Source organism: Ruegeria sp. BE10, assembly GCF_056538905.1.
Window position 1 is genome coordinate 370,746 of record NZ_JBQFTX010000003.1, and the last position, 17,138, is coordinate 387,883.

The following is a 17,138-nucleotide window of genomic DNA, read 5'->3' on the forward strand; positions in this document are numbered from 1 at the left end:
GCTCGCAGCGAATGACCGCTTTCCGCCCGAACTCTCACGTGTATCGAACGGCCCAAACCGGCCATTGAACAAGTCTCATGTATTCTGCAGTGCAGCTGATCGATGCAGACCTTAGCTGCACCGGCATACCGCACTCCAAAATCATTCCATGTCATTCAAACCTGACCAGGAAGCCATAGGACGATAGCAGGGAAGGCAACGAGCATCGCGATTGTTGCAGCATCCGCCAGAAAGAAAGGCGTTACACCTTTAAAAACATCCTGAACGCTTAGGTCATCACGAACGCCGGCCACGACAAAGCAATTCAGCCCAATAGGTGGGGTGATCAGGCAAAACTCAGCCATTTTGACAACCAGAATGCCAAACCAGATGGCGCACATAGGCCCAGACATACCGAAGGTACTTTCGGCTGCGCTTACGGTTTCGCCACCGTTCAACGCCATGACGGCGGGGTAAACTACCGGCAACGTCAGCAGCAGCATACCTATCGCGTCCATGAACATACCCAGTACAGCGTAAGCCAGAAGAATACAGATCAGGATCAGCATCGGAGACATCTCAAGCGAGGTAATCCAGTCGGAGAACGCACTTGGCAGTTCGGCGAACCCAAGAAAACGAACGTAGACCAAAACGCCCCAGATGATCGTGAAAATCATGACGCTCAGCTTGGCAGTTTCCAAAAGCGCGTCTTTGAGCTCGGACCAGCGCATGCCTTGATACAGCGCCATCAGGAACACCACAAATGCTCCAATTGCGCCGCCTTCGGTTGGCGTACCCCAAGCATCGCCGCCGAACGGGTTGTAGACAAAGAAGATGATGGTGACGACGACAATCACGATGGGCAATGCGGGCGGCAACGAGAGGAAACGTTCTTTCCATGTAAATCCGGTGACTGCGGGACCAAATCCTTTGATAACGACGGCCATGCCAATGATCAGCAAGCCATAAATTACCGCCGAGAACATGCCCGGGATGAATCCGGCCAACAGCAGTTTGCCCACGTCCTGCTCGACAATAATCGCGTAGATGACCAGAATGGCCGAAGGCGGGATGAGCGAAGCGAGTGTACCGCCTGCAGCGACGACACCTGCAGCAAAACGCTTGTCGTATCCGATCTTCAGCATCTCGGGGATGGCGATACGGGCGAACACAGCGGAAGTGGCGACCGAGGCTCCGGATACCGCGGCAAACCCAGCGGTTGCGAAAACGGTCGAAACCGCCAGCCCACCGGGGACCCACGCCAGCCAACGCTTCGCGGCTTCGAACAGTGCCTTGGTCAGGCCCGCGTAATAGGCGAGGTAGCCAATCAGGATGAAAGTCGGGATAAGGCTCAACGCCTGGCTTGAAATCTTGGAGTGCGGCACCTGCCCCGCTGTTTTGACGGCCACAGTCACTGCCTTGCCGAACCGCGCCGGGTCATAACCAAACTTGGCCCAGAAGATCCAGATCAGACCAACCATGCCAGCTGTCGCGGCGGCGAAGGCCACGCGCATCCCCAACACCACAAGAACAAGCATACCGCCCGAGACGATCAGACCAATATCAATGGGTTCCATCAGATTTAACCTCAGTTATCGTGGCCCGAGACGTGCTCGGCTTCCATTGCAGCTTGAGTGGCTGCGTCAGCTATCAGCGGGACGGCAATAGGTGCTTGATCGGGGTGCCGGATCGCGCGACCGTAGGCCCAGAGCTGTAAAGAAAGCCGGAGGCAAAGCACGCTAAAGGCAACGGGGGCCAACAGCTTTGCGGGCCACAGCGGGATACCTATGTCGATGGAGCTGTCGCGGCTCCAGAGTGGAGCACCAAAGTCAAAGCTGCGTGCGAAATGCGCCCAGCTCCCCCAGATCAGCAAGACGATCAGCGCCAAAATGACAGCGGTTGTGACGAACTCAACGATATAGAGCGTCCGGCCTCTAAGCGCTCCAACAACCATGTCCATTCGGATATGACCGCCATCACGCTGCGCATAGGAAATCCCCATGAAGGCGATTAACGGCATGGCCTGCTCGATCCAGTCCACGTAACCGGGAAGTGGCGCATTGGCGAAATTCCGACCACCAACGGAGACTACTGCCATGACCATCAGCGAGAAAACCGCAAGACCGCTGATCAGGGCCAGAAAGCTTTCTAGTTTGTAGAGATGTTGATCGAGAATGCTGAGACGGCTGTCGTCAGACAGCACCAGGGATGACCCGGCCATCGTTTTGCTCCGCTGTCAGGGGAAAAGGCACCCGACGCCAGCCTGACCGACGCCGGGTTGTGAGTGGATTAGCTGCCGTTTGCGATCTTCCCAGTCACAAGATCATAGAGCTCTTGTGCTGGTAGGCCACGCTCGGTGTTTTCTGCAATCCAGGCCTCGGCCGCGGGGGCGGCAGCGGCTTCTTTGAACGCTGCGATTTCTTCATCGCTGAAAGTGACCCGTTCGATGCCGCGTTGATCCAGTTCAGGGCCCCACGCTTCCATCGTTTTGGTCTGGTAGTGGCTCACGTAGTGATCCAGTGCCTCTTCCACCGATCCCAGCAGAGCTTCGCGGTGTTCGTCAGACAGATCTTCCAGTGCCAGCGTGTTCACCACGACAGGGCAGTTGACGGTGCCGGGGTTGAGGTTCGTCGTCCACCACGTGCCATTCTCAATGGTGCCGAAGGACATATGCGCGTGTGGCGCAAAGCTGACCGCTTTGACGATGCCGCTGTCCATTGCCTGACGCACTTCGGATGCAGACATCGAGGTCGGAACTGCTCCAACTGTCTCCATCGCCTTGCCGATGCCACCTGTCGCCCGAACGCTCAGACCTTCAAAATCGGTTAGGGATTTGGGTGCTTCACCGACACCAACAAGGTTGTACTGCGGCAGCGGAGACGGCATCAGCAGAGTCGCGTCCCAGCGAGCCAGATCTTCGACAACGGCCGGATGTTGATAAACGGCCATCGACAGGTCGACTTCCTGTTCAAGGGATGTCACGCCCAAAAACGGCAGTTCCAAGACAGTGATCGAAGGGTTCTTATCGCGGTGATAGCCAGCGCAGAACTGGGCCATTTCAAACGCACCAATCGAAATCCCATCGAGGTTTTCTTTGTTCTTCGACAGGCCACCATAGCTGATGTTGAGCGTGAACTCACCGCCCGTCTTTTCGTTCACCAGCTCCGCAAGTTTCTCGACGTGTTCGGTAAAGGCACGACGCTTGCCCCACAGGGAAACGTTCCATTCGACAGCCAGTGCTTCGGATGCAACGGTCAGCGACAAAGCTGCAATGGCCGCCCGGTTAAGATGTTTGCGCATAGTGGCTCCTCCCAGATCACGCAATGTGTTTGGGCAGAGTATTCAGGATGCGCAGCAGCCTGCCTATGAAGGAAAATGCGCGAGGAATTTCTGTTTCCCTGCGGATATCCGCAGAGTGGTTTCGCTTACAACAGCGCCTCTTTATCGAGACCGAGTTTGACGATCTTTTCGTTGAGCGTCCGTCGGCCGATCCCAAGCGCTTCGGCGGCGGCATCCATGCGGCCTTTATGCGCCTTGATGGCTTTGCCGATGAGCTCGCGTTCAAAAGCAGCAACCGCTTCGCGTAGGGTATCCGGCACTTCGTCGAAGTGCTGATCGCTTTGGATGGCCTGCGCCACCGACCCTCCTCCGCGTCGGGCCGCCAAAATGCGCCGTTCGCAGACATGGCGCAATTCACGCACATTGCCGGGCCAGCTATGTGAAAGCAGAGCGGCCAAATCGTCCTGATCGAGTTCTGGCGCGTCTATCTCATAAACCTTTGCGTATTCGTTCAAGAAATGCGTTGCCAACAGAACCAGATCATCCCGTCTTTGACGTAGCGGAGGTAGAGACAGGACGACAGTATTCAATCGAAACAAAAGGTCCTGACGCAAGCGGCCTTCGTCTGCTGCCAGTACAACGTCTTCGTTGGTTGCTGATACGACTCTGAAGCTTACCGGCACCGGTGACACAGCCCCCACCGGCAGCACCTGCTGATCTTCGAGGACCCTCAGTAGCTTGGCCTGCGCCGCTGGTGGGCACGAGCAGATTTCGTCCAGAAACAAGGTCCCTCCCGACGCCGCCGCAAGCCTTCCGTCGGATTTACCCGCGATGCCGAACATTTCCGCTTCAAACGTATCGGCCGACAATGCAGCGCAATTCAATGCCAGAAACGGTGCCTCCGGCGAGCGGCCCAAATCATGTAAAGCATGAGCAACCAGCTCTTTCCCGGTGCCCGTATCTCCCTGCAACAAAACCGCAACCGATGTATCAGCAAGATCAAGTACTTCTTGTCGCAAGTCTGTAATGGCGTCTGTTTGGCCCAGCAGGATGCGGTCAAGGCCTGACAGTTTGAACAGCCGGTCTTTGAGGCGAGCATTGCTTCTTCGCATTCTGTTTTGTTCGGCTGCGTGCCTCAGCACCGTAAGCAATCGCCGTGGTTCATATGGCTTTTCGATGAACCCGTACGCCCCGTCCTGTATGGCCTGAACCGCCATCGGGATGTCACCATGTGCCGAAATCAATACCACCGGAGGCGCCACCTGTCTGTCCAGACTGGCCAGCAATTCAAGCCCCGACATACCCGGCATACGCACATCGGACAGAATGACATCGGGCGACGCGCTGGCCAGATACTCCATCACGTGGGTCGCGCGCGACAGGGCGCTAACAGTCCAGCCGGCGGCTTCGAGCAACTCGAAAAGAGACTGTCTCATTGATTTGTCATCATCGACGACCAGAACTTTAAAGGGTTGCCGCTGGGTCATTCGTTCGTTTCTTTAGTAATTGAGGCCATCGGGAAGGTGACACGAAAAACTGTTCCGCCGCCATCACGATTTCGGGCCGTCATCTTGCCATCGTGATCTTTGACAATGCTGGTGGAAATGGCCAGTCCCAAGCCCATGCCTCTCCCGCTCTCTCTTGTGGTTACAAATGGCTCTTGCAACTCAGCCAGCGTTGCCTCACCCAACCCGTGACCGTTGTCCTGAATTTCCAACACCGCTTCATCATCAGTAGCTATGACAGCGATATGGATTTCAGGTGCATCCACTTCGTCCATCGCGTCAATCGCATTGCGCAAAAGATTAGTGATGACTTGTTCGATCCGCAGTGCACTGCCCCGGATAAAAACCGGACCGGTCGGCGCATCAACTGAGATTTTTACCTTGCCCTGCTCGATGTTTGGCGCAACCAGAGCCAACGCGGCATTGACCGAGGTGCATAAGTCTACGTCGTCGAACGCCTCGCTCTCTGAGCGCGCGAAGAACCGCAATTGGCGCGTGATCCCTTCCATTCTGTCGACCAGACTTCCAATTTTTTGTGGTAGCTTAGACCCACTGGAAGATGAGATCTCTTCTGCCACCAGGTGATTGCGCATCGCAGCGATCGGCTGGCCCAGTTCATGCGTGACCGACGCGGATAGTTGCCCCAGAGCCGCCAGTCGGCTTGCGCGCTCCAATTCCCCTTGGGTGCGTTTGAGGCTCCGCTCGGCTGTCTTGCGGTCGTCGATTTCGATAGCGAGCCTTTCATTTGCCACCCGCAGCTTTGCTTCTTCCTCTTCGGACCGCACTAAGGCCGCGCTTACGCGCCTTGCGCGTTGTATCTGGAAAAAGATAAATGTAAGCCCCGCCAAAAGTACAAAAACTGCAGTTACAAGCCAACTGCGCGCTACGGCCTGATCGTCACTTGCAAAATAGTGAAGCGACCAGCCATGGGGTAAATCCGTAGCTGCAAGATGCAGGCGCTTCGTCCCCGCAATTCTGGCCTGATCTCCCGGCAACTCAATCCAGTCCAACGCATCTAAGTCTTGCCCCGGGAACTGCCTGGCATCTCGAATCCGTTCTTGCTGTGGTTCTGACAATGGCGTCAACGCGCGATATTGCCAGTTCGAGTTCGAAGAAAGCAGAACAACGCCGTCTTCATTGGCCAAAAGAACCTGTTCGCCCGAGTTTTTCCAACTATCCTGAAGATTGGAGAAATCGATCTTAATCGCTATGACGCCAGTTGAAGCGCCCTGGTCGTCAAGCACTGCGTTGGCGATGAAGTATCCTGGCAGACCAGTCGTTGCCCCGATGGCATAAAAGCGGCCCTGTTCACCAGAAATGGCAGTTTGGAAATACGGACGGAAAGCGTAGTTCTGGCCAACAAAGCTCCCAGTGTCGCGGTAGTTCGATGCGGAAATCGTGATCCCGTCTTCGTCCATCAAGTAGATCGCATCCAGCCCCGCCTGTTCCGCAAAATCCTCGAGGCGTCGGTTCAAAGTTCCGGTGCCGTCTCCTTCAGCTGTTCCAATTACAAAGGAATCCTGTGACAGCACATATGTGAGGTGGGAAAATCGTTCGAGTTCGCTGTTTACCGAGCTTTGGTAAAGAGAGAGTCGGCCCTGAGCTTTCGAAAGCTCCTCCGAAACGAAGTACTGGTAAGAAACCAAATAAAGGCCAATGCTGGCGGCAATGGCTATCAAAATACCTACAATATACGAAGCTGCTCGCATCGAATGCCCATGAACTGCGACGGCATAGGATCACAGTAGGTATTAGCCGTCCATCCCAAGAGTACTAAACTAACATTTGGATGTTTAGGCCAAACAAGAATGACCGAGTATTTAGAGAACGCGAAGCAATGAACGAACATGCCGAAACAACTATTTGCATTCCGCAAGCAGATTCGGCCCAGAGCCGACATCCAACCCTTTGTTTCGATGCTGCGGTCGCAGCCCGCATTGCAGACTTTCGCCGCGAACGCAAAATCCTGTTCAAACCGAACTTACACAACGCGGGAAAAACCGTCGTTCTCTGCCTGGTAGAATTGGCATGCAGTTGAACGAAGGAGCTTGCCTTCGAGAAGCTTGATTACGCACCGCTGACATTCGCTTGGCGAAGCAGAAATCTCTGAATTTTACCGCTGGGTGTCTTCGGCAGTTCTTTGACGAATTCGATAAGCCGAGGATAGGCGTGAGCAGAAAGGCGCTGTTTGACATAGTCCTTCAACTCCGCGGCCAACGCATCATTACCTTCTGTGCCATCCGCCAGTACGACTACCGCTTTCACTATTTCGGTCCGTTCCTTGTCAGGAACGCCTACGACCGCCGTTTCCGTTACAGAGGGATGTTCGATCAGAGCGCTTTCAACGCCAAACGGTCCGATGCGATAACCCGAAGAGGTGATAACGTCGTCGTTCCGACCAACGAACGTTATACATCCGTGTTCATCCCGCTCCACTGTGTCCCCAGTAAGATAGTATCCGTTCTCGATCGATTTGGTGCCCATGTTTAGGTAGCCGCTAAAGAACAAGAGAGGTGAATCCGCAATGTTGACGGCCAATTGACCTGGCTCATTGAGGTCGGCGATGCTGCCGTCCTCAGCCAGAACCTCAACCCTGTATCCTGGCATCACATAGCCAGCCGATCCCGGGCGTACCGGATGTTCGAGCCCGTGATGATTATTCACCAGCATACCCGTTTCCGTCTGCCCATAATGATCCTTAATCGGCGCATTCAGTTCGGTCTCGAACCAACGGATGACTTCGGGGTTCAGTGGCTCGCCTGCGCTGCTGATGCAACGGATCTGATCGCGCAGCTGTGACGCGCGCTCGGTTCCCGCGGCGATGATTAGTCGAAACGCAGTAGGCGCGCCTGCAAAGTTAGTCACGCCCTATTTCGAAATCACGTCATATGTACTGTCCACTGTGAAAGGCCCTTCGACCAGAGTGGTTGCATGTCCCAATAGTAGCGGGCCGATCAATGCATAGTAGAGTCCATAGGCCCAGCCTGGATCGGCTATATTCCAGAAAACATCTTCATGCTGCAGGCCGATCCCTTCGACCATGTAAGATCGAAAGGCAGCCAGAGCCTTTAGGGGCACGGGCACTCCTTTGGCGGGACCTGTAGTTCCAGATGTCGCCATCATGAACATCAGATCATCGCCGTTCCGCAAAACAGGGACGAACTCAGGCGAATGCGCGGCCATCGCCTGGCGGAAATCAATGTCTCCCGCAATAACCCCTTGTATTGTTTCCACAATCGTCGCGACAGGCGGACAACTTTCCACTCCGTCGAGCTTGATGCGGTTCGCGGCGTCAGTCACAACCAACTTCGCGCCACTCATGGTCAAACGGTCCTGAATGGCCTTGGGCCCAAAGGCTGTAAACAAAGGCTGATAGGCCGCGCCAGCCAGGAGGGTGCCGAGAACAACTGTCACAAGATCCGGGGTGCGAGGTAACAGACCCGCCACGATGTCACCGGGTTGGATGCCTTGTTCTTCCAGCAAGTTGGCGAAACGCGCAGCTTCTTCGCGCAACTCTGCAAAATTGCGCGTCTCATGGTGCCCATCCAATGCAACCCAGTTCAAAGCACGGGGATTGCCCTGCAAATGGGCGTCACAACATTCTACGCATGCATTTATCCCGTCGCTGAAGTTGCCGAAAAAGGAAGACTTTGCCAGCTCCAGGTCAAATTTCTCCACCGTTTTGGAGTATTCTGGGGAAGTCTCAGTGTCAGAACTCGATTCCATCAAAACGTATTCCTCCAAGTGCAGCGCTTAATTACCTTGCACTTAAACAAGTCGTGTTTCCACGTTGGAAATTACGCGAACATCAGCGCACCGTGAGTGGTCCATTTGTCCCGAACCAAAGCTCGGTTTGTGTTACATAGCAACCATCGGGGGTTGCGCAGCATCTGCATAGTTTCGACTTCAGTTTGCGACGCCAACGGCCCATTTCAGACATTCGAGTAAAGCATAATTTGAGATGACCGCTTCCGCCGAGTTGACCTCCGAGTATTGCGAAATATCGGACGGCTACGGCCCTTCGCAGATCAGCGGGAAGGCACCGACTTCTGGTATCGTGAGTGTGCCCACGGTGACGAAATCGTCACCTTCGACGGCTGTTATCAATCGAACCGAGGCAACGATCCGGCTATATTCAGGATCGGCGAAGTCGATGACAGTGTGCATATCGACATCGGCCCCCTGCGCCACGATGATTGGTATCGCACCATCAACTTCTGTTAAGCTCCAGTGTTTGCTGTCTGCGTGAATGGTCGCACTCACGACTGCGAGTCCAGGGACAGTTCCCAATCCGACAGCAACAACTGCGCCTGATCCATCAGGGGCCTCGCAATACAACTCAACAGTTGCGAATGCCGAGGTTGCCGAGAAGAAAGCAAACAGCGCCAGCGCAGAAGTCCTGATCATGAAGATTTCCCTTCGTTCGCAATCCGACCTAAAATACATTTTAGGTTCACTGTTCTCAACAAGCGTGTCTCAACGCGGGTCAAAGACAAGGAAACACCGGCATCCGCAGACCACTACGTTGCCCCAAATCATTGGCATCGAACGGCTAGAAGTTAATTGAATCCGTTAAGAGTTTGAGCATTGTAGCGGACATTCAACTTCAGCACAGCAACCGAAGCAATAATATCCCAGGCTGCGACGTGGCACGACCCAAAAGAGACGTTGGCCAAGGGCTGTGGTGTTGCAGTGCAGCTTCCGGAAAGCAGACATTTCCAGTTCACATCAAACCAACTTCACCTCGGATGGACCAGCTTATCTGCGTTTGCTGCGGCCCACTCGCGCATCGCGCGAAGCAACCCGTCACGCATGAAATACTTGTCGGAGAAGCTCTAGAGCGCGGCAGCCTGTACCACGGCTGGTGCAGATGGAATCTTTGTTCCGGGGCTGACGATTGTTTTGGTGAGTGCAGAATTTCCTTTACAAACCGACCGCCGGTCTAGATATACAGACCAACGGTCTGTATTGATGGATTCGGAAAACCACTAAAGCCTGCCCGCCCTCTCGCCTCGTGAGTACTTAAAACAAAAACGCCGGTCGCTCCACGACACCCATTTCGTGGACGCATTAGCTGTACCTGAAATCGAAAGCTTGAAACATGCACTCTGATTCCCACCGTGCCCCACGAAGTATTTTGGAGTTCTGCGCCCGTCAGTTGCGTCGAATTTGGCAAAACTCAGGAGATGTTCGAAAAAGAAATGGCTCAGTAGGAAATCCCAATACTACAACGCCATTGTCCGACCACATGCGCCGAGACGTTGGGTTGATTGAGCGAGGGCCGGATAATCGTTCGCATTGGTGGTCATATTGACGTGGTCAGCGATGGGATTGTGTATCTTCGCAACCTACAGGTTCAATTTTGCCTTTATCAACTCTGCGCATGCAATTGGCGAGGCATCTTCTGTATTCACCGATAAGTCATATTTCATCCCATCATGAACACGCTCGAATTGCCATCTGGAAAGCCCGAGCGTCCGGTCGCCTCGCTTTCGTTCCCGTGCCTCCAGCACGTCCAGCGAAGCAAACAAACCAACCATGTAAAAATCATACGGCTCCAGTAAGCTTTGATATTCAGCTACCGCGCTCGCAGACCCGGCTTCCGTGTTTCCAAACAACACCTCGTCAACAATCAAATTATTCCCGGCGCGCGCCATTGCAGCAACTGAGCGGCGCATTCCGGAAAGTGCGCGACTGGCTGTTGGCCCGACCCGTGCGAAGGTCACTGCTTTCCCGCCCACCACACGCTTTTCAAAACTCAATCTATCTGGATCACCAGCAAGCCGCTCTGGCAACATTGCCAGGAAGGAATCCATTTCGATGTGAAGGAACGGTAGTGTCGTAATGTCCTGAAGCGCTTTTGCGATAGAACTTTTACCAACGCTCCCTACTCCGTTTAGGAGAATTACTGTCGCCATAGGTCTCGTGACTGAATGATCGCTGCCAAGGTCCGTTATTTGGCTGTGGAAGGGGGTGAAGGCACAGTTTCCATCGTAACATCCACCGCTTCCGGCCATCCAAAATCTGTTGTCCCATCCGGCAGACCCAGAATTCGGTCGAGTGTTAGAAATTGCATATCGATGGCCGCCTGTAAATTGCGTGCGGCTTCATCTGCTATGTCAGTTCCCCGGGCGTCGATGGCGCGCAGCAATGCAAAATCAAAGAAGTTCATAAGGAAGAGTATAAGCTCTGCCGCCGTATCGACATCGGCGACAGTGAACGTTCCTTCGTCACAGCCCTTCTGGATGATTTTGGTCAGGACCGGCATGGCACCAGTTCTGACCCTGCGCTTGAATTGTTCGAGCAGGAACAGGTTTTTGTCCTGGTTCATGATCTTGAACATCTCGACCTGGCCTGGGTAGTCATGCTCACGCAGGTAGTTTGCCCTTAGATGGGTGAAGTTATGCAACAGATCGAGTGCCGAAGATTTCTCGTCAGAGGCAACAACAGACATTTGCGCGAACACGCCTTCTGCCATGCCATCCAATACCCCGAACAAAAGCTCATCCTTGGATTTGAAGTGGTGATAAAAGCCACCTTTCGAAACACCGGCCAGATTCAGTACATCCTGAATGGTCGTATCTTCGAAACCTTTCGAAAAGAACAACATTTGCGCACACCCCAGTAACTGCGCGCGCCGCGCCTCTGGCTGCATATTCTTCCGCTTCGTAGGTTTCATACATTTTCCCCTTGCAAACCGACCGACGGTCTGCAATTACAGACCTGCGGTCGGTTTATATCCCGACTCATCTGGCAGGACAACGAAATTCACCTGCCGCCCCGAATTAAATGATGCGCTGATGCAGCCCAAGACCGCAAGCTACAACGCTTCGCGCGCCCAGTTGAGTTGTGTCTACTACACAGGATCGAATGCCATGAATGCTCTTGTCTGCAGGGATATTTCAATATCCGAGTTACGCCAAGCATCTCGGCTGGCTGGTATCCGGGATTTGCTTGAACTTCTGGTCAGGCTTTCCCTGGACTGGGCCGAAGCCAGGCGATCTTTGTCTCAAACAAGTCCGCAGACTTGGCTCGTAAATCCGTTCTCCCTCAATTGATCCAAACCTCTCAGGAGAGAAACATGTTGGACAATGTAAGAGCGCTTTCCAAGGTTTACCGCGCAGCCAAAAGCATGACGGCAATCGCTTTGACAGAGTTGCCTGAGCCTGGGAATGTCGCGGAAGCATTGCAATTGGTGAACGTGCCCGTGCCAAGACCTTCGCGCCACCAAGTCGCGCTTCAGCTGTTCGCTTCATCACTGCATGTCGATGAAATTTATGCGGTTCAGGGCACCGCTCTTGGTCGTTTCTTCGGGCCTAAACGCGCTTCGGCAAATTCCCCCTACGTCATGGGGACTTCGGTGTCAGGGGTCGTTGTCGCAACTGGCCAGGACGCAACCCGGTTCAATGTTGGAGACGAAGTGATCGTCGTTCCCAACGAGCTTGGCGAAAACGGGTCTTGGGCAACATACAGATGCGTATCGCACGACTATCTGATGCTCAAACCCCCGGCCTTGTCTCATGTCGAGGCGGCAGCCGCGACACTATCGGGTTGTGTTGCGTGGGGTGCGATCAACACAGCACGCGTCGAAAAAGGTGACCGTTGCCTCGTTGTTGGGGCACCGGGTGCCGTCGGATCCTTGATGGTTCAGTTTCTCAAATCAAAGGGCGCAATCGTGACCGGGGTTTGCAGCGGCGCGAATGCCGATCTGGTGCACACGTTGGGTGCAGATCACACGATCGACTACAACGTCACCAATTTTGGTTCGCAGGGCAAAAACACCTACGACAGGGTCTTTGATCTGGTAGGCGGTCGGGACATCGAGGCCGCAGCGTACCGAATACTGAAACGCAATGGCCGGTTCGTCACGATTGTTGGCCCAGTGTGCCACATTGGTAAACGCAAGCTGTCCAGGGCCGATTTTCTTCTGGGTGTTGGGCACAATGTTTGCCGCAGTATCGCAACTCGGTTCCGCGGTCCTCGGTATCGTTTTTGCGCCTCCTTGCCACGGAACAACGCCTATGCAGCATTACTGAGCATCGCAAAGCACAACATACGCTCTCCCATTGAAGTCGAGATTCCATTCGATCTGCCGCAAATCCAGGCCGCAATCAGAAGTCTGACGTCCCATCGGACAAGAGGTCGGATCATCATCAATTTTGAGGCCGAAAAACAACCAGGCGAGGCTGCAATCGGTTTTAGACCTGAAGCACAACTCAATCGGTCATTGTTCTGGCAAAACTCACAACCCAATCAAGATACGGTAATAATATGAAAAACCTCTGGAAATTTCCGGGATCGAGAAATCCTAATTCTTCGGAAACCCCTCGCAACGAAAGCACTCCAACTCAATGCACAGCGAACTGCGTTTGGCCCGTGCGGTCAATAGTGGTCGCGTTTACCCTTGGCGTCGCGCTGAGCGGGTGTGCAGCAAACATGGCCGCAAAAGGCAGTGATGGTCCAGACCTGAGCGTAGTCAGCCAGGAGGCCACCCGGATGGATGTCGAACGGCAGTTGGGGTCGCCTGAGCAGCTACAGCAACAAGCCAATGGTGATTGGGTGGCCGTCTATGACGTCGAACCCCGGACAAAGCCAAATCTTGCTCGGGCGGCAGGCCACGGAACGCTGGACCTCTTTACCTTCGGGCTCTGGGAGGTTGTCGGGGGGCCTTTGGAAGTGGCCCATGCGCGGCGGGTTCTCGTCACTGCACGATATGACGACGCGGGAAAACTGCTGCAACTGACCAGCAAGCCCAAACCCATCCTTTGATCTGAGGGTGGGTCACCGCCGACCTGCAACAGGCCGGCGTTACATCCAACACCCCGACGAACAGCAAGCCATCCCCGTTGAACCATAGTGCAGGTTCAGCGGGCAGATACCCCTGTCCACACAAACAAGAAAACGGACTAAAAATGAAGACTATAACATTGATCACACTGGCCGCTATGGCTCCCACAATGTGTTTGGCAGACGAAAGCTGGACCGGCTTCAATGCTGGTTTGCAGCTATCCACGGTTGATGTTTCCCAAGACGAAAACGATAACGGAAACGCAGCGTTGGGCCTCCACGCCGGATATCTTCATAATTTTGACGGCTATGTAGTTGGCGGTGAACTGACTTATGATGCGGGCGCTGAGCTTGTGTCTGACAACAAAACCGAAAAGGTCGATACGATACGCCTGAAGTTCAAAGGCGGACACGTATTTGGCCGGACGTATCTGTACGGCGTCATTGGATATGCGAACATCGATGGCGGTTCCATCAGTGAAGATGGCTACTCTGCTGGCGTTGGCGTTACGTATCGCGCAACGGACAGAGTTCTGGTCGGCCTTGAGTACCTGCGAGACACATATGACACGTCAGCTGACGACATCACAGCTGACTCTGTCGCGCTTCGGGTGTCTTACAAGTTCTGACAGAAGGCGTTTGAGAGCCTGACACAAGCGGGGGACAGTCAATTGCCCCCACTCATAATTCAATTCCCGGGAGCCACCAGGTGACTGAAATACCAACGCTTGAGACTGAACGACTGCTACTTCGACCACCTATAGTGGCAGACTGGCCCGACTATCTTGCGCTGATGACATCAGAGCGCTCAAAGTTCATGGGAGGCCCGGTCTCTGACCGCATGACCTGGGGGATTTTCTGTCATGACATAGCTCAGTGGACCCTCATGGGGCACGGGGCACTGATGATGGAAGACCGTGTTTCAGGAGCGTGTCTTGGGCAGGTTAGCATCAACTCCGGACCGCTTTTCCCCGAACCCGAATTGGGCTGGTTTGTCTATGCTGATGCCGAAGGAAAAGGCTATGCGTTTGAAGCTGCGCGAACGCTGCGAGATTGGGCCTGTACATGGAACGTAACCCAGTCGCTCGTCAGTTATATCGATCCGAACAACTTCCGCTCCTGCCGCCTTGCAGAGCGGCTTGGAGGAATTTTGGATTCAAATGCCGAGCGAGATGACCCCAATGATCTCGTCTACAGGTACCATTGAGCTGCGCAAACAACTCCACGGACCATTCGAGCGAGGGTCACCTTCATCAGTCGCCCGATCAGACCGTCATCCCCAACATCCTTTGCTTTTTGATTGTCCCGCTATCAAGGGGCGCAACGCAGCCCTGTCTGCTTTTATCTGTTGGAAATACCGGATCACGGGCCGGGTTGTCGCAACCTATGCGCGGCAATACGGGGATACAAAACCTCAGTCAGACAATGACCAGCATCCTCAGCCCCCCGCTGAAAACCCGAAACGCCCGTCGGGCTGATCATTTGTCCGACGGATCACTTTCAGCATAATCCCGCAGGCGCTCGATATCAGAGATTACGGCGTGGTTGCGGTTGATTTGCACACCAACCGTTTTTAACCGCGAAAACGCCCGGCTAAGGCTTTCCGGCTTCATCCCTAGACGCCCGGCGATCAGCATTTTGTCATAAGGTAGCTCTACGTCGCAGCCATCGGGTTTGGCGTCACAAAGGTTCAGAAGAAACTCTGCTACCCGCTGCGCACCCGTCTGCGCCTTGAGCTGCTCCAGCTGTGCCACCAGCGAATGCAGATGCGTGAACGTGGACGCCAGAATGGAAACGCCGATCTCGGGGTCTTCTTTCATCAACGACAACAGCAAAGGGCTTGGGATATGCATCACGTCGCAGGCCGAAACGGCCTCGGCAGAAACGGGGTAAGGGACGTTTCGCAGCGCGACGGCCTCGCCAAAACTTTCGCCGCGGGTAAAGACGCTGACCACTGCCTCGGCCCCGGTCGGGGACATGCGGAACAACTTGACCCAACCGGCAAGAACCACGTGAACGGCCTTGGCCTCTTCTTCCTGTAGAAAGATCGTTTCGCCCCGATCATAGCTACGCCAAATTGCGTGGCTCAGCAGTGTATCGACATGCTGGTCCGGCAAACTCTTGAGCAAAAGCGATTGCCGCGCGATCGCTTTTTGTGCTTCGTGTGCCACGGAGTTTCCCCTTTTCCCTGGTCGACCGTCCGACCGGTACGTCCTTTTTCGCAAGGCTATGCCAAAGCTCTGCCCGGCGCGCCAGCCTTTTCCTGCTTCAACTTGACTATTGTCATGTTGCAGGCGTCACCATGCACATAAATTTGGCCCAAAGCCAGCAATCCGGGGAGCCAGTATAATGGACTACGAGCGATTTTTCACCCAGAGCCTGGACGATCTGCGGGACGAAGGAAACTATCGTGTTTTTATCGACCTGCAACGCCGCTGCGGATCATTCCCAAACGCACGTCAAACCGACGGGGCGGTACAGCGCGACGTACGTATCTGGTGTTCGAACGACTATCTGGGCATGGGGCAGCATCCGGCGGTGACCGGGGCGATGCATGACGCGCTGGACCGATGCGGCGCTGGTGCTGGCGGTACCCGGAACATCTCGGGCACCACACACGATCACGTCCTGCTTGAGGCCGAACTGGCCGATCTGCACGGCAAAGAGGCCGCGCTTCTGTTCACCTCTGGCTATGTTTCGAACTGGGCGGCCCTTGGCACCCTTGCTGCGAAAATCCCCGGCCTTATCGTTTTCTCGGACGCGCTGAACCACGCCTCGATGATCGAAGGCATCCGTCATTCGCGCGCGCAAAAGGTGATCTGGAAGCACAACGACCTTGAAGACCTCGAGGCGAAGCTGGCTGCTGCCGATCCTGACGCCCCCAAGATGATCGCCTTTGAATCCGTCTATTCGATGGACGGAGATATCGCGCCGATCCAAGAGATTTGCGATCTGGCCGACAAATACGGCGCGATGACCTATCTGGATGAGGTTCATGCCGTCGGTCTTTACGGCCCGCGCGGTGGCGGCATTGCCGAACACGAAGGTCTGATGGATCGACTGACCGTGATCGAGGGCACGTTGGGCAAAGCCTTTGGTGTGGTTGGTGGCTATATCGCGGCCTCAGCCGCACTTTGTGATTTTGTGCGCAGCTTTGCCAGCGGGTTTATCTTTACCACCGCCTTGCCCCCGTCGATTGCGGCGGGCGCTGCGGCCTCGATCCGGCACCTGAAACAGTCGAATACCGAACGCGATCAGCAGAAGTCCCGCGTGGCGCAGGTGCGTGCCCGGTTGGATGCAGAAGGCATTCCGCATCTGCCCAACCCCAGCCACATCATCCCGGTGATGGTGGGTGATCCGGTGAAATGCAAATTCATCTCGGACACGCTGCTTGAAGAATTCGGTATCTACATCCAGCCGATCAACTACCCCACTGTCCCCAAAGGAACCGAGCGTCTGCGGATCACCCCTTCTCCGGTGCATACGGACGAAGATATCAAACATCTGGTCGGCGCGCTGTCAGCCCTATGGCAACGCTGCCAGATCGCGCGGATGCCGATGGCTGCACAGTAAACAAAGCGCTCCTTG

Annotated in this window: 16 protein-coding genes and 1 pseudogene; 6 read left to right on the forward strand and 11 right to left on the reverse strand. The window is 54.7% G+C overall.

All coding sequences use genetic code 11. The annotated features are described in order from the left end of the window. Window positions 1-155: 155 nt before the first annotated feature. From ACR0M2_RS10060 to ACR0M2_RS10080, 5 genes are all read right to left on the reverse strand, one after another. Window positions 156-1,556, reverse strand: a complete 1,401-nt coding sequence (locus ACR0M2_RS10060; RefSeq protein ID WP_170377243.1) for a TRAP transporter large permease — start codon at window positions 1,554-1,556, stop codon at window positions 156-158. Window positions 1,557-1,567: 11 nt separating this feature from the next. Then, window positions 1,568-2,200, reverse strand: a complete 633-nt coding sequence (locus ACR0M2_RS10065; protein WP_480704909.1) for a TRAP transporter small permease subunit — start codon at window positions 2,198-2,200, stop codon at window positions 1,568-1,570. 68 nt (window positions 2,201-2,268) lie between these two features. Further along, window positions 2,269-3,279, reverse strand: coding sequence for a TRAP transporter substrate-binding protein DctP (dctP, locus tag ACR0M2_RS10070; RefSeq protein WP_170513056.1), 1,011 nt, complete (start codon window positions 3,277-3,279; stop codon window positions 2,269-2,271). A 125-nt stretch (window positions 3,280-3,404) separates the two neighbouring features. Beyond that, the gene (locus tag ACR0M2_RS10075; RefSeq protein WP_170411776.1) at window positions 3,405-4,745 is read right to left on the reverse strand and encodes a sigma-54-dependent transcriptional regulator; all 1,341 of its coding nucleotides are present in this window, start codon (window positions 4,743-4,745) and stop codon (window positions 3,405-3,407) included. Continuing rightward, window positions 4,742-6,472 carry a sensor histidine kinase gene (locus ACR0M2_RS10080; protein WP_170411779.1) on the reverse strand — a complete coding sequence of 577 codons (1,731 nt, stop codon included), beginning with the start codon at window positions 6,470-6,472 and terminating at the stop codon, window positions 4,742-4,744. The genes ACR0M2_RS10075 and ACR0M2_RS10080 overlap by 4 nt, the downstream gene beginning before the upstream one ends. Window positions 6,473-6,600: 128 nt before the next feature. Here ACR0M2_RS10080 and ACR0M2_RS10085 point away from each other — a divergent pair, with 128 nt between their 5' ends. Continuing rightward, on the forward strand, window positions 6,601-6,801 hold the full coding sequence (locus ACR0M2_RS10085) for a hypothetical protein (RefSeq protein ID WP_170350188.1): 201 nt from the start codon (window positions 6,601-6,603) through the stop codon (window positions 6,799-6,801). A 29-nt stretch (window positions 6,802-6,830) separates the two neighbouring features. On the opposite strand, the gene ACR0M2_RS10090 is transcribed toward ACR0M2_RS10085, so the two are convergent. The 5 genes and pseudogenes from ACR0M2_RS10090 to ACR0M2_RS10110 form a co-directional block, all read right to left on the reverse strand. Continuing rightward, window positions 6,831-7,247, reverse strand: a complete 417-nt coding sequence (locus ACR0M2_RS10090) for an AMP-binding enzyme (protein WP_480704958.1) — start codon at window positions 7,245-7,247, stop codon at window positions 6,831-6,833. Window positions 7,248-7,301: 54 nt separating this feature from the next. Further along, window positions 7,302-8,489: pseudogene (locus ACR0M2_RS10095) on the reverse strand (AMP-binding protein); the annotation flags it as partial. A gap of 285 nt (window positions 8,490-8,774) precedes the next feature. Then, window positions 8,775-9,170, reverse strand: coding sequence for a hypothetical protein (locus ACR0M2_RS10100; RefSeq protein ID WP_170350186.1), 396 nt, complete (start codon window positions 9,168-9,170; stop codon window positions 8,775-8,777). A 941-nt stretch (window positions 9,171-10,111) separates the two neighbouring features. Then, a complete protein-coding gene (locus ACR0M2_RS10105; RefSeq protein ID WP_480704911.1) occupies window positions 10,112-10,681 on the reverse strand; it encodes a chloramphenicol phosphotransferase CPT family protein in 570 nt (189 codons plus the stop codon). Window positions 10,682-10,716: 35 nt separating this feature from the next. Next, window positions 10,717-11,442 carry a TetR/AcrR family transcriptional regulator gene (locus tag ACR0M2_RS10110; RefSeq protein WP_480647848.1) on the reverse strand — a complete coding sequence of 242 codons (726 nt, stop codon included), beginning with the start codon at window positions 11,440-11,442 and terminating at the stop codon, window positions 10,717-10,719. 453 nt (window positions 11,443-11,895) lie between these two features. On the opposite strand from ACR0M2_RS10110, the gene ACR0M2_RS10115 reads away from it, so the two are divergent. From ACR0M2_RS10115 to ACR0M2_RS10130, 4 genes are all read left to right on the forward strand, one after another. Continuing rightward, on the forward strand, window positions 11,896-13,038 hold the full coding sequence (locus ACR0M2_RS10115; protein WP_480704959.1) for an NAD(P)-dependent alcohol dehydrogenase: 1,143 nt from the start codon (window positions 11,896-11,898) through the stop codon (window positions 13,036-13,038). Window positions 13,039-13,151: 113 nt separating this feature from the next. Further along, on the forward strand, window positions 13,152-13,532 hold the full coding sequence (locus ACR0M2_RS10120; RefSeq protein WP_170377225.1) for a hypothetical protein: 381 nt from the start codon (window positions 13,152-13,154) through the stop codon (window positions 13,530-13,532). A 143-nt stretch (window positions 13,533-13,675) separates the two neighbouring features. Next, window positions 13,676-14,179, forward strand: a complete 504-nt coding sequence (locus tag ACR0M2_RS10125; RefSeq protein ID WP_170411797.1) for an outer membrane protein — start codon at window positions 13,676-13,678, stop codon at window positions 14,177-14,179. A gap of 80 nt (window positions 14,180-14,259) precedes the next feature. Further along, complete coding sequence (locus ACR0M2_RS10130; protein ID WP_480704913.1) at window positions 14,260-14,757, forward strand: GNAT family N-acetyltransferase; 498 nt, start codon at window positions 14,260-14,262, stop codon at window positions 14,755-14,757. A gap of 271 nt (window positions 14,758-15,028) precedes the next feature. Here ACR0M2_RS10130 and ACR0M2_RS10135 read toward each other — a convergent pair whose 3' ends face one another. After that, window positions 15,029-15,721 (reverse strand): Crp/Fnr family transcriptional regulator, encoded by a 693-nt coding sequence (locus ACR0M2_RS10135; RefSeq protein WP_170350179.1) that lies wholly within the window; start codon window positions 15,719-15,721, stop codon window positions 15,029-15,031. Between the two features lie 178 nt (window positions 15,722-15,899). Between ACR0M2_RS10135 and hemA the strand changes: the two genes are divergently transcribed. Next, entirely contained in the window at window positions 15,900-17,123 is a 1,224-nt protein-coding gene (gene hemA / locus ACR0M2_RS10140) for a 5-aminolevulinate synthase (RefSeq protein ID WP_480704914.1), read from the forward strand. The last annotated feature ends 15 nt before the right edge of the window (window positions 17,124-17,138 follow it).

What these genes read in the sequence shown, in the direction of transcription:
- dctP (WP_170513056.1), bottom strand. Translation starts at nt 3,279, where the DNA reads ATGCGCAAACATCTTAACCGGGCGGCCATTGCAGCTTTGTCGCTGACC.
- ACR0M2_RS10080 (WP_170411779.1), bottom strand. Translation starts at nt 6,472, where the DNA reads ATGCGAGCAGCTTCGTATATTGTAGGTATTTTGATAGCCATTGCCGCC.
- ACR0M2_RS10125 (WP_170411797.1), top strand. Translation starts at nt 13,676, where the DNA reads ATGAAGACTATAACATTGATCACACTGGCCGCTATGGCTCCCACAATG.
- ACR0M2_RS10110 (WP_480647848.1), bottom strand. Translation starts at nt 11,442, where the DNA reads ATGAAACCTACGAAGCGGAAGAATATGCAGCCAGAGGCGCGGCGCGCG.
- ACR0M2_RS10100 (WP_170350186.1), bottom strand. Translation starts at nt 9,170, where the DNA reads ATGATCAGGACTTCTGCGCTGGCGCTGTTTGCTTTCTTCTCGGCAACC.
- ACR0M2_RS10115 (WP_480704959.1), top strand. Translation starts at nt 11,896, where the DNA reads ATGACGGCAATCGCTTTGACAGAGTTGCCTGAGCCTGGGAATGTCGCG.
- ACR0M2_RS10065 (WP_480704909.1), bottom strand. Translation starts at nt 2,200, where the DNA reads ATGGCCGGGTCATCCCTGGTGCTGTCTGACGACAGCCGTCTCAGCATT.
- ACR0M2_RS10060 (WP_170377243.1), bottom strand. Translation starts at nt 1,556, where the DNA reads ATGGAACCCATTGATATTGGTCTGATCGTCTCGGGCGGTATGCTTGTT.
- ACR0M2_RS10075 (WP_170411776.1), bottom strand. Translation starts at nt 4,745, where the DNA reads ATGACCCAGCGGCAACCCTTTAAAGTTCTGGTCGTCGATGATGACAAA.
- ACR0M2_RS10085 (WP_170350188.1), top strand. Translation starts at nt 6,601, where the DNA reads ATGAACGAACATGCCGAAACAACTATTTGCATTCCGCAAGCAGATTCG.
- ACR0M2_RS10105 (WP_480704911.1), bottom strand. Translation starts at nt 10,681, where the DNA reads ATGGCGACAGTAATTCTCCTAAACGGAGTAGGGAGCGTTGGTAAAAGT.
- hemA (WP_480704914.1), top strand. Translation starts at nt 15,900, where the DNA reads ATGGACTACGAGCGATTTTTCACCCAGAGCCTGGACGATCTGCGGGAC.
- ACR0M2_RS10090 (WP_480704958.1), bottom strand. Translation starts at nt 7,247, where the DNA reads ATGGGCACCAAATCGATCGAGAACGGATACTATCTTACTGGGGACACA.